This window comes from Spirillospora sp. NPDC047279 (genome assembly GCF_040643285.1).
Lineage (GTDB): Bacteria > Actinomycetota > Actinomycetes > Streptosporangiales > Streptosporangiaceae > Spirillospora.
In genome coordinates, this window is the sequence record NZ_JBEYUA010000001.1 from 489,562 (window position 1) to 512,609 (window position 23,048).

The 23,048-nt window shown below is 71.7% G+C and carries 19 protein-coding genes; 7 read left to right on the plus strand and 12 right to left on the minus strand.

The genetic code is table 11. The annotated features are described in order from the left end of the window. Positions 1-190: 190 nt before the first annotated feature. Entirely contained in the window at positions 191-1,081 is an 891-nt protein-coding gene (locus ABZ810_RS02420) for an acetylxylan esterase (protein ID WP_358398168.1), read from the minus strand. A 204-nt stretch (positions 1,082-1,285) separates the two neighbouring features. Then, positions 1,286-2,470, minus strand: coding sequence for a helix-turn-helix domain-containing protein (locus ABZ810_RS02425; protein ID WP_358398170.1), 1,185 nt, complete (start codon positions 2,468-2,470; stop codon positions 1,286-1,288). Positions 2,471-2,531: 61 nt separating this feature from the next. Here ABZ810_RS02425 and mgrA point away from each other — a divergent pair, with 61 nt between their 5' ends. Then, positions 2,532-3,557: an L-glyceraldehyde 3-phosphate reductase gene (mgrA, locus tag ABZ810_RS02430; protein WP_358398173.1), complete on the plus strand. Its 1,026-nt coding sequence runs from the start codon at positions 2,532-2,534 to the stop codon at positions 3,555-3,557. A 147-nt stretch (positions 3,558-3,704) separates the two neighbouring features. Here mgrA and fusA read toward each other — a convergent pair whose 3' ends face one another. The 3 genes from fusA to ABZ810_RS02445 all read right to left on the minus strand — a co-directional run bounded on the left by fusA (position 3,705) and on the right by ABZ810_RS02445 (position 9,368). Continuing rightward, positions 3,705-5,837, minus strand: a complete 2,133-nt coding sequence (fusA, locus tag ABZ810_RS02435) for an elongation factor G (RefSeq protein WP_358398175.1) — start codon at positions 5,835-5,837, stop codon at positions 3,705-3,707. 193 nt (positions 5,838-6,030) lie between these two features. Continuing rightward, positions 6,031-6,969: an AraC family transcriptional regulator gene (locus tag ABZ810_RS02440; protein WP_358398177.1), complete on the minus strand. Its 939-nt coding sequence runs from the start codon at positions 6,967-6,969 to the stop codon at positions 6,031-6,033. A gap of 344 nt (positions 6,970-7,313) precedes the next feature. Beyond that, on the minus strand, positions 7,314-9,368 hold the full coding sequence (locus ABZ810_RS02445; RefSeq protein ID WP_358398180.1) for a serine hydrolase domain-containing protein: 2,055 nt from the start codon (positions 9,366-9,368) through the stop codon (positions 7,314-7,316). Between the two features lie 167 nt (positions 9,369-9,535). Between ABZ810_RS02445 and ABZ810_RS02450 the strand changes: the two genes are divergently transcribed. Further along, positions 9,536-10,339: a M15 family metallopeptidase gene (locus ABZ810_RS02450; protein WP_358398182.1), complete on the plus strand. Its 804-nt coding sequence runs from the start codon at positions 9,536-9,538 to the stop codon at positions 10,337-10,339. Between the two features lie 109 nt (positions 10,340-10,448). Next, positions 10,449-10,859 carry a VOC family protein gene (locus tag ABZ810_RS02455; protein ID WP_358398185.1) on the plus strand — a complete coding sequence of 137 codons (411 nt, stop codon included), beginning with the start codon at positions 10,449-10,451 and terminating at the stop codon, positions 10,857-10,859. Positions 10,860-10,980: 121 nt separating this feature from the next. Here ABZ810_RS02455 and ABZ810_RS02460 read toward each other — a convergent pair whose 3' ends face one another. The 4 genes from ABZ810_RS02460 to ABZ810_RS02475 form a co-directional block, all read right to left on the minus strand. Then, positions 10,981-12,876 (minus strand): cutinase family protein, encoded by a 1,896-nt coding sequence (locus ABZ810_RS02460; RefSeq protein WP_358398188.1) that lies wholly within the window; start codon positions 12,874-12,876, stop codon positions 10,981-10,983. A 113-nt stretch (positions 12,877-12,989) separates the two neighbouring features. Then, positions 12,990-14,924 (minus strand): AfsR/SARP family transcriptional regulator, encoded by a 1,935-nt coding sequence (locus tag ABZ810_RS02465; protein WP_358398190.1) that lies wholly within the window; start codon positions 14,922-14,924, stop codon positions 12,990-12,992. Positions 14,925-15,121: 197 nt separating this feature from the next. Continuing rightward, entirely contained in the window at positions 15,122-16,240 is a 1,119-nt protein-coding gene (locus tag ABZ810_RS02470; protein ID WP_358398191.1) for a serine hydrolase domain-containing protein, read from the minus strand. An 82-nt stretch (positions 16,241-16,322) separates the two neighbouring features. Next, positions 16,323-17,468 carry a DUF4185 domain-containing protein gene (locus ABZ810_RS02475; protein WP_358398194.1) on the minus strand — a complete coding sequence of 382 codons (1,146 nt, stop codon included), beginning with the start codon at positions 17,466-17,468 and terminating at the stop codon, positions 16,323-16,325. A 256-nt stretch (positions 17,469-17,724) separates the two neighbouring features. Here ABZ810_RS02475 and ABZ810_RS02480 point away from each other — a divergent pair, with 256 nt between their 5' ends. Further along, positions 17,725-18,969 (plus strand): lipase family protein, encoded by a 1,245-nt coding sequence (locus ABZ810_RS02480; RefSeq protein ID WP_358398197.1) that lies wholly within the window; start codon positions 17,725-17,727, stop codon positions 18,967-18,969. A gap of 87 nt (positions 18,970-19,056) precedes the next feature. Here ABZ810_RS02480 and ABZ810_RS02485 read toward each other — a convergent pair whose 3' ends face one another. Continuing rightward, positions 19,057-19,638: a dihydrofolate reductase family protein gene (locus tag ABZ810_RS02485; RefSeq protein WP_358398199.1), complete on the minus strand. Its 582-nt coding sequence runs from the start codon at positions 19,636-19,638 to the stop codon at positions 19,057-19,059. Between the two features lie 32 nt (positions 19,639-19,670). On the opposite strand from ABZ810_RS02485, the gene ABZ810_RS02490 reads away from it, so the two are divergent. Both ABZ810_RS02490 and ABZ810_RS02495 read left to right on the plus strand, forming a co-directional pair. Beyond that, positions 19,671-19,826, plus strand: coding sequence for a hypothetical protein (locus ABZ810_RS02490; RefSeq protein WP_358398201.1), 156 nt, complete (start codon positions 19,671-19,673; stop codon positions 19,824-19,826). Between the two features lie 74 nt (positions 19,827-19,900). Further along, entirely contained in the window at positions 19,901-21,205 is a 1,305-nt protein-coding gene (locus tag ABZ810_RS02495) for a hypothetical protein (protein ID WP_358398203.1), read from the plus strand. A gap of 31 nt (positions 21,206-21,236) precedes the next feature. Here the strand turns inward: ABZ810_RS02495 and ABZ810_RS02500 are convergent, their stop codons facing one another. Then, the gene (locus tag ABZ810_RS02500; protein WP_358398205.1) at positions 21,237-21,611 is read right to left on the minus strand and encodes a hypothetical protein; all 375 of its coding nucleotides are present in this window, start codon (positions 21,609-21,611) and stop codon (positions 21,237-21,239) included. Between the two features lie 190 nt (positions 21,612-21,801). Further along, on the minus strand, positions 21,802-22,320 hold the full coding sequence (locus ABZ810_RS02505; protein WP_358398207.1) for a cysteine hydrolase: 519 nt from the start codon (positions 22,318-22,320) through the stop codon (positions 21,802-21,804). 92 nt (positions 22,321-22,412) lie between these two features. Between ABZ810_RS02505 and ABZ810_RS02510 the strand changes: the two genes are divergently transcribed. Further along, on the plus strand, positions 22,413-22,991 hold the full coding sequence (locus tag ABZ810_RS02510; RefSeq protein ID WP_358398210.1) for a helix-turn-helix domain-containing protein: 579 nt from the start codon (positions 22,413-22,415) through the stop codon (positions 22,989-22,991). Positions 22,992-23,048 lie beyond the last annotated feature (57 nt).

Genomic DNA, 23,048 nt, shown 5'->3' on the forward strand with positions numbered 1-23,048 from the left:
CGCTCGGTTGAACGTGTGATCGCTCCACCTAGTGACGCTCGGCTGACGTGTGACCGCCTCTCCGGTGACGCGCGAGCCGCCCCGGCACCGGAGGGGTGGTGCGGGGGCGGCTCGCAGTGGAGGGGATCCGTGGAGGGGCCCGCTGGGCGGGAGTCCGGTGGTGGCTGTTGGACGGGAGTCCGGAGGTGGGTCAGGCGCCGGGGATCTGGAGGGCCTTGGCGTTGCGCTGCCAGCCGGACCACAGGGTCGTGTTGGAGCAGTAGCCGCAGCCGGGCCCGAAGAACTCGCCGCGCGCGTTCTCGTCGCCCATCAGCCAGAACCGCAACCAGGCGGTCGTCGGGGCGCGGAAGCCGCCGGCGCCGCCGACGGTGGTCAGGTGCCCGGCGCCGCGCAGTTCGCCGTAGACGGCGGGCAGGTGGTCGGAGTCGTTGTAGAACGCCTTCACCAGCGCGGGCCAGACGATCAGGTCGTTCTGGCCGGCCAGGTAGAACGTCGGCTCGTCCTCGTTGTCGGCGTCGGCGAGCGGGCCGGGCTGGATGGGGACCGCGGTGTCGACGCGCGGGTCGGTGGCGGCGTTGATGGCCGCGGCACCGCCCTGGGAGTGCCCGGCGGACCCGACGCTGGCGACGTCGACCTTGCCGTGGAAGACGCTCCCCGGGTCGGCGTTCCGGCGTTCGAGCACGTTGATGCCCTCGCGCATGGAGATCGCGAAGTTGGACGTCGGGGTGTTGGCGGCGGCGACGATGAAACCGTGGCTCGCCCAGTGCCGCAGCAGCGAGCTGTAGATGCCGGGCACGGCGCCGGTGCCGTTGCCCCAGATGATGATGGGGTGCTTCTCACCGTTCTGGCCCATGGCCTTCGGGTAGTAGAACGTGTGGACGACCTCGATGTCGACCTGCACCTCGTAGGGGCCGGGCGAGCCCCAGTTCTTGCCGACCGAGGGGATCTGGCCGGCGACGGCGGCGGACGGAACGGCGGCGGCGGACGTGGCCGCGGAGGACGTGCCCGGCACCGCCGTCAGGGCGGCGAGGCCGAGCAGGGCGGCGGCGGGCAGCAGGGCGAGACGTCGTTTTCTCTGCATGGGCACTCCTCGGGGTGGGGGGTGGGTCGCACCTCATGCGATGGCGATCTGCCCGAAATCATGAAGCGGCCGGGCGCTCTTGTCTGTCCGCATTCGCGGCAACGTTGCCGGCGTTGTTTTGTGCAATGTGCCGGTGCGGTGCTCACCGCCCGCAGGCCAGGCTGGTTGGGGCGGCGCCGAGGCGGCAGCGCGGCGCCGGCGCGGTCAGGCCTTCTTGGGCAGGCGGTACGCGCGTACGGCGGCGTAGAGCGTGGCCGTGTCGGTCGGGACGGTCAGCGAACGGCCCGTCAGCTGCTCGATCCGGTCGAGGCGGTTGCGGACGGTGTTGCGGTGGCAGTAGAGCCGCGTGGCCACCTCGCTCGTCGAGCCGGTCTCCAGCCAGGCGGACAGCGCCTCGATCAGCGCCTTGTGGTCGTGATGCGCGAGCACCGCGCCGAGAACGGAGGTGACCAGCCGCGACGTCAGCTCTGGCCCGGCGGCCGCGGCGAGCGAGGAGATGGGGTCGCGGTCGAGCGTGGCGGCGCCGCGGGCGTCGTGGGGGAGCGAGTCCCGGGCGATGGTGGCGAGCCGGAGCGCGGCGGCGGTGTCGCTGAGGGCCTCGTAGGTCGGGCTGGCCCCGGCCCGCCCGTCGACGGCCTCGTCGATCGTGACGTACGCACGTTCGGCGTCGGTCGCGCCGGGCACCGCGACGATCCCGGCGAGGTCGTCGGTGCGCGGCCGCCACGCCGAACGCAGGCCCGCGCGGGCCAGCGCGCGTTCGACGGCGCCCGACTCGTCGCGGCCCGCCACGACGCTGACGTACGGGCCGCGGCCCGGCAGGCCCAGCGCCTCGGCGGTGCCGCCCAGCATGCTCCAGTCGGCCACCCGGCCCTCGAACAGCGCCTCCAGCAGGACGAACCGCCGGCGCTCGTCCACCCGGGCCATCTCCAGGAGGGTCTCGCGGTAGACCTCGTTCACGGTCTCCGAGCAGGCGTCGAACAGCGCCCAGACGGTCATGGTGGCCTGCGCGATCTCCCCGGCCGACGCGTCCGGCCAGGTCCGCGCCTCGGTCAGGAGCGCCTGCCACATGACCCGGTAGCCGATGCGGAACGCGTGCAGCAGCGCCGCGAGCGGCACGCCCTGCGCGGCGCGGCGGCGCGCGTTGACCCGGGACATCTCCGTGCTGACCGGACGCCCCTCGGCCATGCAGGTGAGCTGTTCGCGCAGGTTGCGCTCGTTGAAGTCGCGGACGTCGGCGCGCCGCTCGGGCCCCATGTGCGCGTACAGGTCGTCCTCGGTCGTGATCGCCCTGAACATCTCGTCCGCGAGCTCGCTCACACGATCGATCAGCGCGGTCGCGCACCGTGACAACAGCGGATCGACGATTATCTCCCGGTCACGCGCGCCCATGGTCGGCAGTCTAGGACCCGCCGCCGGGGCGGCCGTCCGGGGTGGTGGCAGACTCGTGACCATGACCTATGCCGCCGCCGACGACAGATACGACCAGATCCCTTACCGCCGCTGCGGGCGCAGCGGGCTGAAGCTTCCGGCGGTCTCGCTGGGGTTGTGGCACAACTTCGGAGACGACCGGCCGATCGAGACCCAGCGGGCCATCCTGCGCCGCGCCTTCGACCTCGGGGTCACGCACTTCGACCTCGCCAACAACTACGGGCCGCCGTACGGCTCGGCCGAGACCAACTTCGGGCGGATCTTCCGCGAGGACTTCACGCCATACCGGGATGAATTGGTCATCTCGACCAAGGCCGGCTACGACATGTGGCCCGGCCCGTACGGCGAATGGGGCTCGCGCAAGTACCTGCTCAGCAGCCTCGACCAGTCGCTCAAGCGCATGGGCCTGGACCACGTCGACATCTTCTACAGCCACCGCTTCGACCCCGAGACGCCGCTCGAGGAGACGATGGGGGCGCTCGACCAGGCCGTGCGGTCGGGCCGGGCACTGTACGCCGGGATCTCCTCGTACTCGCCGGAACGTACGGCCGAGGCGGCGGCGCTCCTGCGCGAGATGGGCACGCCGCTGCTCATCCACCAGCCCTCGTACTCGATGCTCAACCGCTGGATCGAGGACGGCCTGCTGGCGACGCTGGAGACCGAGGGCGTCGGCTGCATCGCGTTCTCGCCGCTGGCCCAGGGCATGCTCACCGACAAGTACCTGAACGGCATCCCGGAGGGCTCGCGGGCGAGCCTGGACCGGTCGCTGAGCCCCGACATGCTCACCGGCGAGGCCGTCGCGCACATCCGCCGGCTCAACGAGCTGGCCGCCGCGCGCGGGCAGTCGCTCGCGCAGATGGCCCTGTCGTGGGCGCTGCGCGACGAACGCGTGACGTCCGTCCTGATCGGCGCGAGCAGTGTCGCCCAGCTCGAGGACAGCCTGGCCTCCGTCCACGGCCGGACGTTCGGCGCGGACGAGCTCGAGGCGATCGACAAGGACGCGGTCGAGTCCGGGATCAACATCTGGTCCCAGTCCAGCGACGCCTGACCCGCCGGTGATCGGACGCCTCGCTGGCCACCCGGTGATCGCACGCCTGACCGCCCGGCGGCTGGACGGCTGACGGCTCGGCGATCGCACGGCGCGGTGTCCCGCCGCCGCCCGCCTCAGGGGCGGGCGGCGGCGAGACGCCTGGGCTCAGGCCCTGGCGATGATCACTTCGGCCTGGGCTCGCGGGACCTCGGCGTAGGAGTCGAAGTGCATCGAGTAACTCCCTCGGCCCGAGGTCTGGCTGCGCAGGTCGCCGACGTAGCCGAACATCTCCGCCAGCGGCACCACGCCCTGGACGACGCGGGCCCCGGACCGTTCGTCCATGGACCGCACCTGGCCGCGGCGCGCGTTGAGGTCGCCGATGACCTCGCCCAGGTAGTCGTCCGGCGTGGTGACCTCGACCGCCATCACCGGCTCCAGCAGGACCGGGCCGGCCCGTCCGGCCGCCTCCCGGAACACGTGGAAGCCGGCCAGCCGGAAGGCGAGCTCCGACGAGTCCTTCTCATGGAAGCCCCCGTCGAGGAGCGTGACGCGCACGCCCGTCATCTCGTGGCCCGCCAGCACGCCGGCCTGCATGGCGTCCTGGCAGCCGGCGTCGACCGAAGGGATGAACTCCTTCGGGATCCGGCCGCCGGTGACCTCGTTGACGAACTCGTAGCCCGCCTCGATCGGCTCGATCGAGATCTGCACCTTGGCGAACTGCCCCTTGCCTCCCGTCTGCTTCTTGTGCGTGTAGTCGACCCGCGCGACCGCCCGGCGGATGGTCTCGCGGTAGGCGACCCGGGGACGCCCGACGTCGGCCGCCACCCGGAACTCGCGCGCCATGCGGTCGACCAGGATCGACAGATGGAGTTCGCCCATGCCGCCGATGACGGTCTGGCCGCTCTCCTTGTCGGTGTGCACCTGGAACGAGGGGTCCTCCTCGGCGAGCCGCTGGATCGCCAGCCGGAGGCGTTCCTCGTCCGACTGCGACTTCGCCTCGATGGCGACCTCGATCACCGGCGCCGGGAAGTCCATGGACTCCAGGACGACCGGACGCCGGTCGTCGCACAACGTCTCACCCGTGGTGGTCTGCTTGAGCCCCATGACCACGACGATGTCGCCCGCGCCGGCCGAGTCGAGCTCGAGCCGTTTGGCCGCGTGCATCCGGTAGATCTTGCCGATGCGTTCCTTCCTGCCCTTCACGGAGTTGAGCACCGCGGCGCCCGACTCCAGCCGGCCGGAGTAGATCCGGACGAACGTGAGCTTGCCCAGGTGCGGATCGGTCATGATCTTGAACGCCAGTGCGGCGAGCGGCTCGTCGTCGGACGGCCCGCGCACCACGTCCGGCGCCCCGCCGGTCGCCCCGGCGGCCGTCTCGCCGCTGACGGCGCCGACGTCGAGCGGGGACGGCAGATAGCGCACGACCGCGTCGAGCAGGGGCTGGACGCCCTTGTTCTTGAACGCGGTGCCGCACAACACCGGCGTGATCGTGGTGCCGCCCGGCGTGCCCGCCGACAGCCCGGACGCGATGGTCAGGCGGCGGATCGCGGCGTGCAGCCGCTCCTCCGACGGCTCCCGGCCCTCCGCGTACAGCCGCATGACCTCGTCGTCGTGCTCCGCCACCGTCTCCAGCAGCCGGCCGCGCCACTCGGCGGCGAGCTCCGCGTACGCGGCGGGGATGGCGACGACGTCGTAGGCCTCGCCCGGCTCGGCGTCGGCGGACCACACGTACGCGCGCATCCCGACCAGGTCGACGACCCCCGTGAAGGCGTCCTCGGACCCGATCGGCAGCTGCACCACCAGCGGCACCGCGCCCAGCCGGTCGACGATCATGCCGACGCAGCGCAGGAGGTCGGCGCCCGTGCGGTCGAGCTTGTTGACGAAGCAGATCCGCGGCACGCCGTAACGGTCGGCCTGCCGCCAGACCGTCTCGGACTGGGGCTCGACCCCGGCCACGCCGTCGAACACCGTCACGGCGCCGTCGAGCACCCGCAGGCACCGTTCGACCTCGATGGTGAAGTCGACGTGTCCCGGGGTGTCGATGATGGTGACGGTGTGCTCGGCGCCGCCGAGCGTCCAGTGGCAGGTGGTCGCGGCGGACGTGATCGTGATGCCGCGTTCTCGTTCCTGCGCGGTGTAGTCCATCGTCGTGGTGCCGTCGTGGACTTCGCCGATCTTGTACGAGACGCCGGTGTAGAAGAGGATGCGCTCGGTGGTCGTCGTCTTGCCCGCGTCGATGTGGGCCATGATGCCGATGTTGCGGACCTTGGCCAGATCCAGACGAGTCGTGGTGGCCATGAGGTGTTCCTTTCTCGATGCGTGGGTGGGCGACGACCGGTCGTACTCGGCCACGAGTATCGAGGGCAGGGCGGAACGGGCGCACGTCATTTTCCGGGCGGCGCGGCTCCCGGGCGGCGCGGCTCCCGGGCGGCGCGGCGGAACGTCCGGCGACAGGCGCGGCTGAACGTTCAGGAACAGCGCCGGGGGACGTTCAGGCGAAGAGGGTGTCTCGGGGGGAGCGGCCGTAGCGCTGCCGGTAGGCCGCGGCGAACCGGCCGTGGTGGGTGAAGCCCCAGGTGTTGGCGATGGCCGCGACCGTGTCGCCCTTGGCCGGGTCGGCCATCCGCAGGTCCAGGTGGGCGCGGTCGAGCCTGACCTGGCGCAGGAACGTGGTCGGGGTGACGCCGACGTGCCGGTGGAACGCGGCCTGCAGGGCGCGCGGGCCGACCCGGGCCGCCTCGGCGACCTCGGCGACGCCGATGTCGTCGTGGGCGTGCTCGTCGATGAACGCGATGGCGCGGCGGATCGCGACGGGTTCGACCATGCCGCGGACCGGCGCCTCGTCCCGGACGACGGGGAACGTCTCCAGCAGCGTGGCCGCGAGCAGGCGGAAGATCTCGCCACGGATGAGCGGGCTGGACTGGGCGCCCTGGTCGGTGAGGAACTCCCTGGTCACATGCCGGACGACGGACCGCCAGTACCGCGCCCGCGCGGGCGTCACCGGCCGCGCCAGCGGGAACCGCAGCCTGACCCCGTCGACGCCGTCGCCGGCGAACCACGCGACCGCCGCGGTGTCGAGGCGCAGCAGGCCCAGCTCCCGGCCGCGCCAGCGCACGGCCAGCCGGGTGTCCGGGGACATCAGGATCTCTTCGCCCGTGTCGGCCTGGACCTCGTCGTCGCGGTCGGCCAGGGTGAGCCGCCCGTTGAGCACGTGCGGGACCAGCAGGTCGCCGAGCGGCTCGACCACGGTTCGCAGCTCCATCGAGTGGGCGACGAACTCCACGCCGAACCGTTCCTCGCGGGTGGAGCTGGCCCTGAACCGGAACGCCTCGCGGTCGCCCGACAACCGCGGGGAATGTTCGGCGTAGGCGGACCTCAGGTACTCGTGGGCCACATCGACATCGGCTGTCGAGAACTCCCGGTGAGTCATGGGCGGAGTCGTCCGCGCCGGCATGCCCACCACCTCCTGGCGAAGTCTCGTAACCCGTTATCCGTAGATTGTCCGCTCTGGTAGGTCGTCGTCCAGTTGTCCGCGAGGCGAATTCGTTGTCCCCAGGGCGAACTGATCGGCTTGCCACGCCGCCCCGCCGCTCGTATCCATAGGCCAGAGCTCCGCGATGCCCCCGGTCGCGGAAGCTCGAAGAGGCGGAGGGCGCCGCGGAAGGGGCTCGTCCCCTTCGGGAGGGGCGTGCGCCCTCCGCCGTCTCTTCGTTCCGGCGGAGGGCGCGGTGGCCTTCCGCGGTGGCCGTCGGCGGTGGCCGTCGGCGGTGGCCGTCAGATGTAGCAGAAGACCGTGTTGAACAGCTCGTCGTCCAGCGGGTTGTAGGTGTAGTCGCGTTCCGAGTACGACCAGGTCATGCTGCGGCTGCCGTTCTCGGTGTGCGCCGAGAAGCTGCGGTAGCCGGGGATGCGCCCGTCGTGCCACCACACGTTCACCCCGCACGACAACGTCGTACGGAAGACGCCCTTGCCCGCGTACTTCGTGCCGCCGACGTGGACGAGACCGCCCTTCAGCTCGTTCAGCTGGGCCGTCGCGAGCACCTTGCCCTGCAACAACGCCCGGAAGAAGGTGTTCTCGTCGGCCGCCGTGGACACCAGCTGCCCGGCGCCGAACCAGCGGGTGGGGTTCTGCCCGGTGGTCTCGATGAGCGAGCCGGTGGACGGGTTCGTCCAGAAACCGCGCAGGGCCGGGGACGGCATCGTCGTGGTGGTCGGCACGGACGTTCCGGTCAGCCCGAGGGGCGTGATGATGTCTCGCCGGATGGCCTCGCCGTACGACAGCCCGGTGACCTTCTCGATCACCATCGCGGTGAGCAGGAAGTTGGTGTTGGAGTAGCCGTACCTGGCGCCGGGCGCGAAGGCGGGCTCGTGCCGGTTGACGATGGCCAGCAGCTCGGCCGGCGTCCACGCCTTCGTCATCGTGGACGCGAAGTCGGGCAGGTCGTTCGTGAAGTTGTAGAGGCCGCTGGTGTGGTGCAGCAACATCCGGATCGTGACCTTGTCGCCGCCGTTCACCGCGCCCGGCAGGTAGGTGGCGACGGTGGCGTCCAGCTTGACCCTGCCGGCCGCGACCTGCTTGAGCAGTTCGGCGGCGACGAACGTCTTGGAGACGCTCGCGGTCCGGAAGCGCGCGGTCGCGCCGGGGGAGGTGCCCGCGGTCGCGGTGACCGTGCCCTTGGTGGCATCGCGGAACTCGGCCACCCCGCCGCTGCCCCGTGCCGCCACGGTCTGCGCGAGCGTGGTGCGGACGACCTCGCCGGGCAGGTCGGCGCTGTTGACGTTGCGGTTGATGGCGCCGAGGAAGCGGTACGTGCCCGCGTCGTCGTAACGCTGCGCGGTGAGGAGCCGCCCGCCGGTGCGCTGCGCCTTGCCGGTGAGCTCGGCGTGGCTGAACCCGTACCACCAGCCGGGCGTCCGGCCGCCGGAGTCGGCGACCAGCACGGCGTTGAACGTGCCGTCGGCGTTGCGGTCGACGTCGATGGGGCGTGCGGCGTTGGTCCTGGCGAGGTCGTTGATCTGTGCCGCCGTGCCGCCGATCCAGTACCACCAGCCGACGGTGCCGGGCGTCATCAGGACGTCGTACTGCGGTCCGGTGTCGCCCTGCCAGCCGCGGATGCGCTGGATGCGCGCGCCGGTGGCCGCGACCTTGGACTTGATGAACGCCAGGTCGCCCGCCCACCACCACCAGGCCCGCGCCTGGGCGCCGGAGTTGTCGACCATGGCGACGACGAAGCGCCATCCGGCCGTGGTCCAGTAGCGGTGCACCGACACCGGCCGCGCGTTCCACTCCTGGAGGCGCTGGTGCACCTGGTCCATGGTCAGGCCGTAGTACCAGGCCCAGCTCGCCGTGCGGTACGCGCCGGTGTTGGCGACCATGGTCACGGTGAACGTCGGGGTGCCGCCGGCCGCGTTCGGCTCGGCCACGATGTCGGTGGGCCGCGCGCCCTTGGCGTCCAGGTAGGACGTGATCTCGGCGGCGGTCACCCCGTTCAGGCTCCACCAGCCGGTCTGCGAGGTCAGCAGCTGGTCGTCCCCGTACGTCGGGTCGGCCGCCGCGACGGCGGCCGTGGCGGTGGTGGCGGCCTTCGCGGCGCCGCCGGCCGTGGTGGGCGTCGCGGTGCGGTGCGCGCCGCCGCGTTCGGCCGTCAGCGGCCGGGCGCCCGCCGCCGCCCGCGCCGCCGGATGCTGGGCCTCGACCACGCCCCGCACCGGCGGATCGGCCGCCCGCACGGCGGGTGCGAGCGGCAGGGTCAGCGCGCTCAACGCCGCGATCAGCGCCGCGCCGGACAGCAGCCGGCGCAGCGGGGGAACGGGCAGGGGTCGGCTCATCGGTGCTCCCGGGGGGTAAGCCGAGCTCGCAAGTCACGAGCGCGAAGATCCAGAGCGCGAAATCAAGATCGCGAAGCCGTCAGCAGACCAGACCGGAGATCAAGTTTCAAGATCGGGAATGTCAGGGGCCTGTCGCGCTGAGCGACGCCGTGATAGATCCAGGAGCCATGCCGAAGCTCCGCGCTCTGACCGCATCCGTCCTGGCGCTCGTGGCCCTGGGGGCCGTCGGCGCCGCCGCCCCGCGGGCCGCCGCCCATCCCGAGCCGAAGGCGCCCAGGGAGTTCGTCGCGCTGCGCGACGTCGACCCGACGATCGTCCAGGAGATGCGGTACCGCACCCCGCACAACTTCGTCGGCGTCCCGATCGACGGCTACCGCGAGCCGATCTGCATCCTCACGAGGCCGGCCGCGCAGGCCCTGCGCACGGCCCAGCGGCGGCTGCTGCGCCAGGGCTACACGCTCAAGGTGTACGACTGCTACCGGCCGCAGCGCGCCGTCGACCACTTCGTCCGGTGGGCCAAGGACCTGGACGACCAGCGGATGAAGCCGGAGTTCTACCCGCGGGTCGACAAGTCCCGGCTCTTCCTCGACGGCTACATCGCCGAGAAGTCGGGGCACAGCCGCGGCAGCACCGTCGACCTGACCATCGTGAAACTGCCCGCCCGGCCCACCCGCCCGTACCGGCCCGGTGAGCGGCTGGTGCCGTGCTATGCGCCCCAGGACGTGCGTTTCCCGGACAACTCCGTCGACATGGGCACCGGGTACGACTGCTTCGACACCCTGTCGCACACCCTCGACCCGCGCGTCGAGGGGCGCCAGCGCGCCAACCGGCTGCTGCTGAAGGGCACCCTCGAAGACCTCGGCTTCGTCAACCTCGCCGAGGAGTGGTGGCACTACACGTTCAAGCCGGAATTGTTCCCCGACACCTACTTCGACTTCCCCGTCGCCCGCCGTTCCCTCGTCCGCCACTAGCGCCGCGCGGGCGGCCGGAAACTCTGAGACCGATCCGCCTTGAGGAACCGTACGTTCCTCAAGGCTCCGTAACGTTCCTCTCATCAGCACGAACGAGAGGAACATCGAAATGTTGCGAGGCTTCTCCACCCTCAACTTCTGGGTCGACGACGTCGAGGCCGCCGCCTCCTGGTACGCGGAGTTCCTCGGCATCGAGCCGTACTTCAACCGGTCCGGCCCCGACGGGCGCCCGGCCTACATCGAGTTCCGCACCGGCGACCGCCTGGCCGAGCTCGGCTTCATCGACCGCCGCTTCGGCCCGCCCGGCGCCGGCGAGGGCGGGCCGACGGGCGGCGTCATGCACTGGCACGTCGACGACGTCGAGGCGGCCTTCGCCAGGCTGCTCGCCCTGGGCGCCACCGAATACCAGCCCGTCACCGAGCACGGCCCGGGCTTCGTCACCGCGTCGGTCACCGACCCGTTCGGGAACGTGCTCGGCGTCATGTTCAACCAGCACTACCTGGACATGCTCGCCTCCTGAACAGGATCCCTTGAACGAAAAGGCCTCGGGGCCGGTGGAGTTGCGGGGACTCCACCGGCCCCGAGGGCCTTCGAGGGGACATGCGGCCAAGGGACGGGCCGCCGAGGGACCGGCCGGGAGGTCAGGCGGCCCGGATCCGTTCGGCCAGCCAGTCGGAGAGCACGGCCACGGCGGGACGGCCGGTGGCGTCCACCGGGGCGGAGCCGTAGGCGGTGTGGACGTTGGACCCGTAGAACGTGGCCACCGCGATGCCCTCCCTGACGACCTGCTTGGGCGTGAGGTCGCTGGTCAGCAGCTGGCGGAGGGTGCCGTTCGGCAGGCGGAGGCCGGCCACGTCCAGGCCGTGCTCGGCCAGGTCGGTGACCACCGGGACCAGCCCGAGGACGTTGACGCCGAAGATGTTCGTCAGCGACTTCGCCGGGTCGGCCGGGTTGATCTTCGGCGGGTTCTTCGGGTCGAACTTGGCCAGGTTGTCCTGGAGGATCCGCAGGTCACGGACGATGCGAACCCAGTCGACCCGGTCGAGCAGGACGAGCGCGTGGCCGACGGCCCGCTCCTGGCTGCCGGGCGGCCACATCGCGAGCAGCGCGCCGATGGCCTTGAAGTCGACGTTGTCGGCGGTCGTGGCGAGCGGCATCAGCCGGTCCTCGATCGCGGTCAGGACCTTGTAGAGCCCGGCGACGTCGCCCTTCCTGGCCAGCACCGGCACCTGCCGGGCCGCCTTCTGGATGCCCGCGTAGTCGATCCGGGTGACGCCGCCGACGATGTTGTTGGCCTGGGCCAGGAGGTTCTCCGGCATCAGGCCCTGCACGACCCAGCTGGCCTTGGCGAGCTGGTCGGCCGGCAGGCCCGCGAGGGGGCCGAGCTTGAACGCCGCGCCGGTGGCGACGCGCATCAGCGTGGTGACGTCGCCCTTCGCCGCGGCGGTCGCCGCCGTCTGGAGGTCGTTGAGGAGCGCGACGAAGTCGATCCGCGACAGCAGCTGGAGCGCCTGGCCCGCGATGTGCGTCTGCGAGCCGGGGGGTGTGGCGAGCAGTGCGTTGACCAGGAGCGGGTTGGCGACGGTGCGGACGAGGTTCTGCAGCGGCTGGACCGCCTTGCCCAGGTCGGCCGCGCTCTTCTGCGCGCCGGCCGTGTCCTTCCTGCGCGCCTGCTCGACGAGCTTCTGGACGCCGGCCGGGAGGGCGCTGATGTCGGCCCTGCGCGGCGGCTTGGAGAGGTCGGCGGGGCGGGAGACCTCGTCCTCGGCCGAACCTTGCAGGTTGGCCACTCCGGCCTTGCCGAGGACCGCGCCGAGCGCCGCCATCAGGCGGTGGTTCTGGGGGAGCGCGCAGTAGAGGTCACCGGTCAGGCAGACGTTGGCGACCTTCCCCGACAGCGCGCCGTACCCCTGCTCACGTCCGCCGGTGATGCCCTGCGACTTGGGCACCTGCCTGCCGAGGTTCACCTCGCCCGGCGTGCCCTTGCCCGGGTCGGCCGCCAGGCCGCCCGCGATGTAGGAGGACGCGGGCACCGGGCCGCGTCCCTGCCCGATGCCGACGCTGACGTCGCCGATGACGTCGGCGCCCTGGCTGTAGCCGAGGCCGACGAACCGGGTGCCGGGGCATTCCTTCGAGATTTCCGCCATCGCCTTGCGGGTCGCGTCCAGGCCGGTCTGCTTGGAGTCGGCGTACGTCACGCCCTGGTCGAACGCGGTCGCGTTGTACGGGACCCAGTACGAGGAGATCCGCGAGCCGAACTGCCCCTGCAGGCGGTCGGTGACGGCGCGCAACATCTGGGGTCCGGGCGGGTTGGACGGGTCGGCGCCCGGCGTCGTCTCCCACGTTCCGGGAGCGACGACCAGCTTCACCGGCGTGCAGCCGGTGGCGCCGGCGGTGGAGACCGCGTCGACGGACAGGCCCGGCGCCTGGACGACCACGACGACGCCGGTGGCGGCCGTGACGGCCGCGATCGTCGCGGCGACCACCTTGCGGCGATGCTCGCCGATCGTTCTGGGGACCTGGCGGGTGAGTTTCACAGTTGTCGTCCTGGGGGAGGCGAAGTGAGCGGGAAGGAGGGGCGGGATCGTTCGCCCGGACGCGGTCGGTGCCGCGTCGAGGCCGATCTTCCGGACTCCCGGAGTGAAGCTAGTCAGGGGCGTTGAAATCCCGATGAAACGGCTATTTCAGGCGCCGGCGCCGTCTCCTCCGGCTCGCGGGCGGCCAGCCGCCGCGCGAAGGCCGCGACCAGCTCGTTCAGCCGGTACCTGCCCGCGGCGGGCTGCTGGACGAGGTTGGCGTCCACCAGGCTTTCGAGGTGCTCCTCGGCCTCCTCCGGCGAGCAGGCCAGCATCGCCGCGAGCGTCAGCCGGTCCGGCTCCACCGTCCGCGAGCGGCCCAGCATGCGGAAGGCGCGCCGCTCCCCGGGTGGGAGCCGTTCGTACGAGAGGTGGAACGCCGTGCCCACGCTGCGGTCCTCGGCCGTCAGCTCGCCGATCCTGCGCTCGTCGTCGGCCAGGCGCGCCACCAGGTGCTCGAACGTCCACGCCGGCCGGTTCTGCATGCGCGCGCCCGCGATGCGCAGCGCGAGCGGCAACCGGCCGCACAACCGTGCCAGCGCCCGCACCGCGCCCCGTTCGCGCGCCGCCCGCTGCTCCCCGACGACCCGGCTCAGCAGGCCTTCCGCCGCCGCCATGTCGAGCGGCCCGACCGGCACCCGGTGGTCCACGTCCAGGCCGGTCAGCCGGCGGCGGCTGGTCACCAGCACCGCGCTCCCGTTCCCGCCCGGCAGCAGCGGGCGCACCTGCTCGGCGCCGGCCGCGTCGTCCAGCACCAGCAGGACGCGCAGCGACGCCGTCGCGGCCCGCCAGAGCGCGGCCAGCTCGTCGAGGTCGTCGCACTCGCGGCCGTCCGCCGCCCCGACCGCCCGCAGCAGCCGCCGCAGGGCCCGCCGCGGCGGCAACGCGCCCTGCCCGGCGGTGTGCCCGTGCAGGTCCACGAACAGGCAGCCGTCGCCGTACCGCTCGCGAAGCACCTGGGCCGCCCGTACCGCCAGCGCGGTCTTGCCCGCCCCCGCGACCCCGTCCACCGCGACCACCGCGCCGGGGGTGACGGCGGTGACCTGCGCGAGCTCCCGCTCCCGGCCTTCCAGGACGCCGACCTCGACCGGAAGCTCGTCCCGCCGTCCGGACAGTCCGGACCGTCCGGACGGCCCGGACCGTCCGGGGGGCGGCTGGTGCGGTCCGGCCGTCGCGGCGGACGGCTGCGTTCCTGACACCTGCGTTCCGGCCGCCTGCGTTCCAGCCGCCTGCGTTCCGGCCGCGCGCCGGACGATGCCGAGCCGCGCCTCGTCGCCCGCCAGCACCGCCTGATGGACGTGCCGCAGCTCCTCGCCCGGCTCCACGCCCAGGTCGTCCACCAGCCTGCGGCGCGTCCGGGTGAACGCGGCCAGCGCGTCCGCCTGGCGCCCGCTCCCGTACAACGCGCGCATCAGCAGCCCGCAGAGCGGCTCGCTGTGCGGATGCAGCGGGGCCAGCGCGGACAGCTCGCCGACCGTCTCCACGTACCTGCCCAGGCGCAGCTGCCATTCCAGCTTCTCCTGGAGGACCGCGACGCGGCGTTCGCCCAGGCGGAAACGTTCGGCCGCCGCGAACGGGCCCGGCAGGCCGGCGAGCGGCTCGCCGTGGAAGAGGTCGAGCGCCCGCGCGTGCAGCGCGACCGCGGTCTCCAGATCGTCGGCCGTCGCCGCCGTGCCCGCCTTCGCCGTGAGCTCGTCCAGCCGGACCGTGTCGACCAGCGCGCCGTCGAACCGGTACCCGCCCCGCTCGCGCGTGATCACCGGCGCGCCGTCCTGGAGGCACTTGCGCAGCCGGTAGACGTAGACCGGCACCACCTTGTCGCCCGTGCCCGGCGGTTCGAGGCCCCAGACGCCGTCGAGCAGCTCGGCCTGGCTCACCGTCGTCCCGGGCCGCAACGCCAGCGCCGCCAGCAGCGCCCGCTGCCGGACCGGGCCCAGGTCGAGTTGAGCGTCGTCACGCCACGCCCGCAGCGGTCCCAGGACGGATATCCGAAGCCTCGACTCGACCACGATCTCTCCAGGTCAGGTGCGTGCCTGCGCTGCTCTGCCGGTTGTGCGCGAAACAAAAATACATCGATGTTTGTTAGAAGATAGGGCCTTCACCGTACACATGCGCCAGATCACACGCGGAAGCCCGGGCCGCGCGGGCCCGGGCTTCCGTCGTCGTGGTCGTGTTCTCGGTGTCCTGCCGGGAGTTCAGGGGCGGCTCAGCCGCACAACGCCTGGTCGATCATTCGCTGGGCCGCGTCGTTGGGGTCGGAGATCACCGGCGTGTTGTTGATCCCGATCGAGATCGACCTCGACCCCTTGCCGAGCGTGTACGTCGAGTAGCCGGCCACCGAGCCGGTGTGCCCCCACGCCGTCCCGCACGCCGTCGGGAACGCCTTCAGCCCGAGCCCGTAGTCGCCCACCCCGTTGATGACCGGCGACGTGCGCCTCATCTCCGCCAGCCGCTTCGGCGACACCACCTGACCGCTCGCCAGGGCGTTGACGAACTTCGTCATGTCCCGGCCCGTCGACACCAGGCCCGCCGCCGCGCCCCACACCGCCGGCTCGAAGTTCGTCACGTCCGCGAACGCCGCCCCCTTGAGCGACAGGTAGCCCCTCGCGAACGGCTCGGGCATCTGCTTCTGCCCCGGCCGCGGATAGAACGTGGACGGCATCCCCACGCGGTCGATGATCCGGGTCTTCATCGCCGTCGTCAGGTCGGTGCCGGTCAGCTTCTCCACGAGCATCCCGAGCACCGTGTACCCGGTGTTGGAGTAGACGCCCCGCGCTCCGGGCTCCGCCTGCTTCCCGTACTTCGTGCCCTCGTTCACCATCTGCTGCCGCGTCGGCGGAACGATCTGCCACCAGGGGTTGAGCAGCAGTTGCGCCGTCTGCAGGTAGTCCCCGTTCACGAACCCGAGGTTGTCCTTGATGCCCGACCGGTGCTGCAACAGCTGCCGCACGGTGATGGCGTTCGGGTCGAGCCCCTTGCCCTTCACCACGCCGGGCAGGTGCCGTCCGATCGGATCGTCGAGCCCGACCTTGCCCTCGTCCGCCAGTTGCAGCACGAGCGCCGCCGTCAGCATCTTGGTCTGGCTCCCCACGCGGAACCGCGTGTCCGTGCCCTTCTCGACGTTGCCGCTGCCGAGTCCCGCCACCTTGCCGCCGTGCCGCACCACCACCATGCCGCCGAGCGCCCCGGTCGCGACCCGATACCGATCGAGCTGCTCCTGATAGAGGTTCCCGGCCGAGGCCGGCTGCGCCATCGCGACGGCCGCCGTGGCCAACCCCGCGGCCGTCACCGCCCCGGCACTCGTCCACCTGCGAATTCGACTCATGCCGGAACGGTAGGAACCGCCCTTGAAATCCTGATGAAACCGGCGGCAGGCGCCTTCGGCAGGTGCCCTTCCGGCCGATGGCTCAGAGGACGTCGAGGCCCAGCGCCCTGAACTGCATCACCCGGTAGGGCCAGCCCTTGTCGGGACCGTCGGTCTTCCACTGGCTCACCGCGAAATGGAAATCGCGCAACGACGACCCGGGAAGGATGTAGCCGCCGTACGGCTGCGCGACCCGGTTGGCGATCTCCGTTCCCCAGGCCGTGTTGACGACGAGGGTGCGCCGCCGGTCGGTGTGCACGATGTCGGCGTCCGGCGTGGGCATCACGATGGCCTCGATCAGCGGGTTGTCCTCGTTCAGGAACGTCACCACCCACTGGCCGTCCATCGGGCGCAGGCACATCTCGCCGAACTTCCCCTCCAGGATCGGGGTCGGCGCGACGCCCCACCGCCACTGCCCGCCGTCCCAGCCCCAGCCGTCGTACGCGCCCAGGTCGTGGATGCGGTCGGCCGGGACGCGCTGCAGGATGATGCCCCGCGCGTTGCCCGGCCCGCGGAAGCCGGTCGAGTACACGTACACGGTCCCGTTGTTCCCGAGCCCCCAGGTCACCATCTGGAACCGGCCGCCGAGGTGGTCCGCCGGGATGCCGCGCGTGACCAGGTGCCAGCTCTCCCCGCTGTCGTCGGAACGCCAGATCTCGCTGAAGATCACGCGCGGGAACGGCTGGCAGGCCGTCGCGAAGAGGAACAGGCTGTCGCCGATGCGGATGACGTCCGTGGGCAGCACCGTGTTGCCGACGCCCGGGTCGTGCGGGTACCCCCACAACTGCCTGCCGTAGCCGCCCCCGACGGCGCTCTCCCATTTGACGCCGCCGTTCAGGTCCGTCGTCCTGGAGTAGAGCCCGGTCGGTGAACGCCAGTCGCCTTCCCCCGCCCGGGGACCGCTGAACGTGTCGCCGAAGACGAACAACGTCCCCCGTCCGGGTGTGGTGACCGGGATCCCCAGGTCCGTCGAATGCATCCCGAACCGGTCGGTGATCCCCGGCCCGGTCAGGTCGGCCACCTTGTACACCGGCGGATCGATGGCGCCCGCCGCCACGGCGCGCCGCGTCGTCCCGCCGCCCAGGGCGCCGGCGGAGGACCCGGCGGCCGCCGCGACCCCGGCCGCCGCGGCCGTGCCGAGGCTCGCCTTCAACACCGTCCTGCGGCTGACCTTCCGCGAATTCGACATCCGGCCACGCTAGGCCGCGGCGATGAAATCTCGGTGAAGTGCCTCGGCAGAGGGACATGAGCGGCGGGAGACGGGCGGCGGCACATGGGGAGCGGGACGTGGGCGGCGGGTCGCGGGCCGGTCCGGCCGCGCGCGGATTGTCAGCGAGATGCGGGGTCGCGGTCAGGAATGCATAGCCGACCGGCTAGTCCCTGACCGGCCGTCAGAGTCACAGTTCTCACATCGTCGTCTCAGCCTCTCACCCCATGGAGCGCCGATGCGCCCTGTCTCGTTCGCCCTGAAGAGAGCGTTCGGCCGCCTCGCCGTGGCACTGCCGCTGACCGCCCTGGCGGTGGCGGCGCTCGCCGCGCCGTCGCACGCCGCCGACCCGCCGCCCGGGTCCGTACCGCCCGACCAGGACCCGTTCTACGCCGCGCCCGCGAACATCGGCACCTACCAGCCCGGCCAGATCGTCGGCACGCGGAAGATCACCCCGAAGATCGGTGATCTGGACGCCAGGTCCGACGTCTGGCAGATCAGCTACCGCAGCAACGACTCGCACCTGGCGCCGCAGCTCGTCGTCACCAGCCTGATCGTGCCGAAGAAGGCCTGGACCGGCACCGGCGCCCGGCCCATCGTGTCGGTGCAGGCCCCCGAGGACTCCACCGGCACGCAGTGCGCCCCGTCGTACGGCCTGACGTCGGGCAACGCGATCGCCGGCATGGGCGCGGTGTTGTCCGGCCAGATGCTCGACAAGGGCTGGGCGGTCGCCATGCCCGACCACGAAGGACCCAACTCGGTGTTCATGGTCGGCCCGCAGACCGCCCACGCCGTCCTCGACGGCATCCGCGCCGTGAAGAGCTTCACCGCGGCGCCCGGCATCGGCAAGGACAACCCGTGGGCGCTGAACGGCTACTCCGGCGGCGCCCAGGCCACGGGCTGGGCCGCCCAGGCGCAGCGGTCCTACGCGCCGGAGATCGAGCTGAAGGGGGCCGCGATGGGCGGCACCCCGGCCGACCCCGAAGCCGTCGCGCGGTACATCGACGGCGGCATCTTCTCCGGCTTCGAGGCGGCCGCCGCCACGAGCCTCGCCGGCGAGTTCCCCGAGATGGACCTCGACCCCCTGATGAACGACGAAGGCCGCAAGGCCCTCAAGGACGCCAAGGGCAAGTGCCTGACCGAGCTGCTCACCGCGTTCGCGTTCAAGAAGTTGTCGCAGTACAGCACGGTGCCCGACCCCCTGTCGGTGCCCCGCGTCCAGGCCGTGCTGAAGCTCAACACGATGGGCGCCGCCGCCCCCGCGACGCCGATCTTCAACTACCACGCCAACACCGACGAGATCGTCCCCGTCGGCCAGGCCGACAAGCTCGTCAAGGACTGGTGCGCGAAGGGCGCCACCGTCCAGACCACGCGCTCCTGGATCGGCGAGCATGCCCTGGAGATGCTGCTCAAGAACGGTGAGGTCATGACCTTCCTGACCGACCGCTTCGCCGGCAAGCCCGCCAAGAACACCTGCGCCTGACGGGCGGCCCGCCTTCCGGCACCTGACCCGTCGCAGGCTCCCTCCGGCGGCCCGGGGACGAATCAGCCCGTCCCCGGCCGCCGGAGGTCACGTCACGATGCGGTACATGAGATGGGTGGCCTGCGGGGTGTCGGTCACGCCGACCACCTCGAGCCGGATGTGCTCGTCCCCGATGTGCTCGAAGAACCGGAGACCGCCGCCGAACAGCACCGGCACCACGTGGACGCCGATGTGGTCGACGAGCCCCGCCCGGACCAGCTGGCCCCCGATGTCCGGCCCGCCCATCACGGCGACGTCCCCGTCGCCGGCGGCCTCCCTGGCCTGCCGCAGCGCGCTCTCGACCCCGTCCGTCACGAACGTGTAGACGCCGTTCTCCGGCGATGTCGCGGGCGCCTGGTGGGTCACGACGAACAGAGGCAGCCGGGCGGGCCCGGTCGGCCCGTCCGCCCCCCACCAGCGCAGCGAGTCGTCGTAGTTGCGCCGCCCGGTGATGTACGCGCCCCACTGCGGCGCGGCCGCCGCGGGCAGGGCGCCGCCGGCGGCGGGCCCGGCCATCGCCCACTCGTGCAGGAGCTCACCGCCCTTGCCGAGCGGCTCGTCCGGCGTGGGTCCGGACGCCCGGACGTATCCGTCCAGCGACATGCTCATATCGAAGATCACCTTGCCCATGGGGACACTCCTTGGCGACGTACGTTCGGTGGATGATCGCCAGCTTGACCGGAGGCGCGTGGCAGAGTGCCGTCAGTCCGGTGACACTCGCCGCCGGGGGTGCGATCGGCATCCAGTCCGCGACCTTCGACGAACGCACCGCAGCGGCCTTCCAGAGTTGTCCGGAAGAGCTAAAAAATCGGTGCTGAACGCTCTCCTCCATAAGTAGGCGCTGATCTGGGCGCGACCTACCGTGGCGGCACCGCCTCGCATGGAGGGCACCGTGATCCCCACCCCGCACGTCCTGACCGCCGCGTTCCTCCTGGGCACCGCGTTGACCGCGGCCCCCGCCCACGCGGCCCCCGCCCACGCGGCCCCCGCCCACGCCGCCCCCGCCCACGCGGCCTCCGCCCACGCCGCCCCCGCCCACGCCGCACCCTCCGCCCAAGACCGCGTCACCGTCACCACCGACGGTTACACGCTGGCGGGAGACCTCACCTCAGGCTCCATCGCCGTCCTCGACAACGTCGCGACCTACGAGACCAACAAGATCCAGGGAAGCGGCACGCTCGGCACGGCCACCGTGACCTCCCAGATCGCCCACAACGGCCTCGCGCTCAAGGGCACCTTCACCCTCAAGGACGCCGGCACCGAGATCACCGCCGACGTCAACGGCGGCATCACGGCCCCCGCCGAGGCCACCGTCCGCTGGCAGGGAACCGCCACCGTCCGCCGGGGCACCGACACATCCCGCCGGCAGGTGACCGTCACCATCGAGGACCGCCACCCCGACCCCGGCGACCACGCCATCCGCATCACCCACGCCGGCCAGGCCAGGAACGCCATCCTCCGCCTGCCCGACGACTACGACGGCACCCCGCGCCCGGTCCTGTTCCACTTCCCGGGCCTGTTCGAGACGCCGGGCCTCGCGGAGTACTTCGGCCGCATGGCCGACTACGCCCGGACCCGCGGCTTCATCATGATCACCCCTGAGCACTACGGCCCGGGCTGGCAGGGCGTCCCGGCCGGCACACCGTCCCCCGACGTCGACGACCCCGGCTTCGTGCACCGCCTCCAGGACATCCTGATCGCCCGCTTCAACGCCGACCCGAAACGCCTCTACGCCTCCGGCATGAGCAACGGCGGCTTCTTCACCAGCAAACTGGCCTGCGACAACGACCGCTTCGCCGCCTACGCCCCCGTCTCCGGCCAGCTCAGCGCCCCCGCCACCTGCCGCCCCGGCCGCCACGTCCCGATCGTCCTCATCCACGGCGACGGCGACTACATCGTCCCCTACAGCGGAGTGCAGCCCGCCGTCGACTTCTGGACCCGCAACAACGGCTGCGGCACGACCCCCGTCTCCACGCCCCTCCCCGACACCGCCCCCAACGACAACACCACCGTCGTCCGCCACGACTACCCCGGCTGCCCCTCCGGCGGGCCCGTCACCCTCTACCAAATCAAGGGCGGCGGTCACAACTGGCCCGGCGGCCTCCCCTTCCTGGGCCCCTTCCTCGGCGGCACCACCTACGACATCGACGCCAACGAGGTCATCTGGCGGTTCGCCTCCCAGCACCGCCTCCCCTGAGGGCGCCCCCGATCAGGGCGCCCTCACCGGCTCAGGAGCTCCTGAGAGCCTTGCGGGCCGAGACGAAGGTGACCACCGCCGCCACCAGCGCGGTGAACGTTCCGGCGGCGCGCAGCCAGGTGCCGATCAGCACGCCGGCGGAGTCCGGGTCGACCAGGTCGGCGGCCGACCCGGTGGCCAGGAAACCGGCGGCCTCGGCCAGCGCGACCACCGCGGCGACCACGAGCGTCCACCGCCATCCGCCGAGGGCGAGGAGCAGCGCGGCGATCACCATCATGACCAGGGCCGGGGGAACCGGCGGCATGTCGACGCCGGCCGCCTTGAGGACGACCAGCCCCGTCGACGCGGTGAGCAGTCCGATCACGGTCACGCGGCCGCCCGGAGTGAGGGGATTCCTCGACTTCATCTTCTGACCTCCTATCGGGATGCCCCGATGGTCGGTTCAGCCCTCCACCTCCGTCGTCCCCCACCGGGAGACACCCGCCCTACGCCGGCCAGCGCAGCCCCACCCCTCCCACGTACGCCCCAGCGCTGAGCACACTGCGTTCTTCGTGTCATCGCCGCGAGGCTCCCGCTGCCGGCCGCACGGCTTGAGCTCACCAGTCGAGGTCGGGGGAGACCATGCGGGCGATGCGCCACAGCCCGAGCCAGCTCTCGGGGAAGACCGAGTCGTCAACGAGCGCCGCGTGGGCCCGAGGGTCAGGGTCAGCGCAGGCATCGGCGCAGACGGCGACCTCGTAACCGAGATCGTGGGCCCACCGCGCGGTCGACAGAACGGTGCCCGAGGTGGCGACACCCGCGATGACCACCCGACCGACACCGGCGCTCTGCAGCCGTTCATGCAGGTCAGTGGTAGCGAACGCGGAGAACGAGCTCTTGGCCAGCACCGGCTCGTCCCCGGCCGGCACCAGCGCCGAGTGGATCTGCTCGCGCATCGGGCCCGGGACGACGTGCAGCACCGGCAGCCCCGCCGCTCTGGCCGCCTCCAGCGCCCGTGCGGCGCGCTGTGCAACGGCAGGATCGTGGCTGTAGTTCTCGACGATGTAGGTCACGAAGTCCAACGCGAGGAACGCCGTGCGCGCGTTCTCATCCTGGGACCGGCCGACGGTATCCATCACCTCTCCTAACCGGAGACAACGCCCCGTTTAGTACGAACGCTAGCATAAGCGGAGACCACGCCCCGGTTGTCGAAGGAGCACCGATCTGTATGCAGGCGGACGAACGACCGCTGCGCGCCGATGCCCGCCGCAACCGGGAGCGGATCCTGGAAGTGGCACGACAGGCGTTCGCCACCGAGGGCCTGGCGGTCCCGCTGGACGAGATCGCTCGCCGCGCCGGCGTCGGCCCGGGCACCCTCTACCGTCATTTCCCCACGAAGGAAGCGCTGTTCAAAGCCGTCGTCCATGAACGCGTGAGGCTGCTGGTCGAGCACGCACGGGCGGCCCGCCGCTCACCCGACGCGGCTCAGGCGCTGTACTCGGTCCTCGACGCGGTCGTCACCGATGCCGAGGCCAAGTCCGAACTCATCGACGTCCTGGTAGGCGCCGGCATCGAGGTACAGACCGAAGTCGCCGCCGCGGCCGCCGACCTCCGCCACGAGATGGCCCAACTCCTGTCGGAAGCCCAAAAGTCCGGCACCGTCCGCGACGACGTAGCCGCCCCCGAGCTGATGGCCCTCCTAGGCGGCATCCTCCTGGCCCTACGCCACCCCAATGGCCCCCGCCTGAACCCCCAACGCGCCCTGGCCATCCTCCGCGACGGCCTCCGCCCCACAGAGGCCCACTAACCAGAACGCGAATTACGCCGCCGGACACGCCGCCTCATCACGGAGGTCGACCGGTCT

Bases quoted from the DNA above. Each gene is read 5' to 3' on its own strand.
- ABZ810_RS02420 (WP_358398168.1), bottom strand. From the start codon at position 1,081: ATGCAGAGAAAACGACGTCTCGCCCTGCTGCCCGCCGCCGCCCTGCTC.
- ABZ810_RS02425 (WP_358398170.1), bottom strand. From the start codon at position 2,470: ATGGGCGCGCGTGACCGGGAGATAATCGTCGATCCGCTGTTGTCACGG.
- mgrA (WP_358398173.1), top strand. From the start codon at position 2,532: ATGACCTATGCCGCCGCCGACGACAGATACGACCAGATCCCTTACCGC.
- fusA (WP_358398175.1), bottom strand. From the start codon at position 5,837: ATGGCCACCACGACTCGTCTGGATCTGGCCAAGGTCCGCAACATCGGC.
- ABZ810_RS02440 (WP_358398177.1), bottom strand. From the start codon at position 6,969: ATGACTCACCGGGAGTTCTCGACAGCCGATGTCGATGTGGCCCACGAG.
- ABZ810_RS02445 (WP_358398180.1), bottom strand. From the start codon at position 9,368: ATGAGCCGACCCCTGCCCGTTCCCCCGCTGCGCCGGCTGCTGTCCGGC.
- ABZ810_RS02450 (WP_358398182.1), top strand. From the start codon at position 9,536: ATGCCGAAGCTCCGCGCTCTGACCGCATCCGTCCTGGCGCTCGTGGCC.
- ABZ810_RS02455 (WP_358398185.1), top strand. From the start codon at position 10,449: ATGTTGCGAGGCTTCTCCACCCTCAACTTCTGGGTCGACGACGTCGAG.
- ABZ810_RS02470 (WP_358398191.1), bottom strand. From the start codon at position 16,240: ATGAGTCGAATTCGCAGGTGGACGAGTGCCGGGGCGGTGACGGCCGCG.
- ABZ810_RS02475 (WP_358398194.1), bottom strand. From the start codon at position 17,468: ATGTCGAATTCGCGGAAGGTCAGCCGCAGGACGGTGTTGAAGGCGAGC.
- ABZ810_RS02480 (WP_358398197.1), top strand. From the start codon at position 17,725: ATGCGCCCTGTCTCGTTCGCCCTGAAGAGAGCGTTCGGCCGCCTCGCC.
- ABZ810_RS02485 (WP_358398199.1), bottom strand. From the start codon at position 19,638: ATGGGCAAGGTGATCTTCGATATGAGCATGTCGCTGGACGGATACGTC.
- ABZ810_RS02490 (WP_358398201.1), top strand. From the start codon at position 19,671: ATGATCGCCAGCTTGACCGGAGGCGCGTGGCAGAGTGCCGTCAGTCCG.
- ABZ810_RS02500 (WP_358398205.1), bottom strand. From the start codon at position 21,611: ATGAAGTCGAGGAATCCCCTCACTCCGGGCGGCCGCGTGACCGTGATC.
- ABZ810_RS02505 (WP_358398207.1), bottom strand. From the start codon at position 22,320: ATGGATACCGTCGGCCGGTCCCAGGATGAGAACGCGCGCACGGCGTTC.
- ABZ810_RS02510 (WP_358398210.1), top strand. From the start codon at position 22,413: ATGCAGGCGGACGAACGACCGCTGCGCGCCGATGCCCGCCGCAACCGG.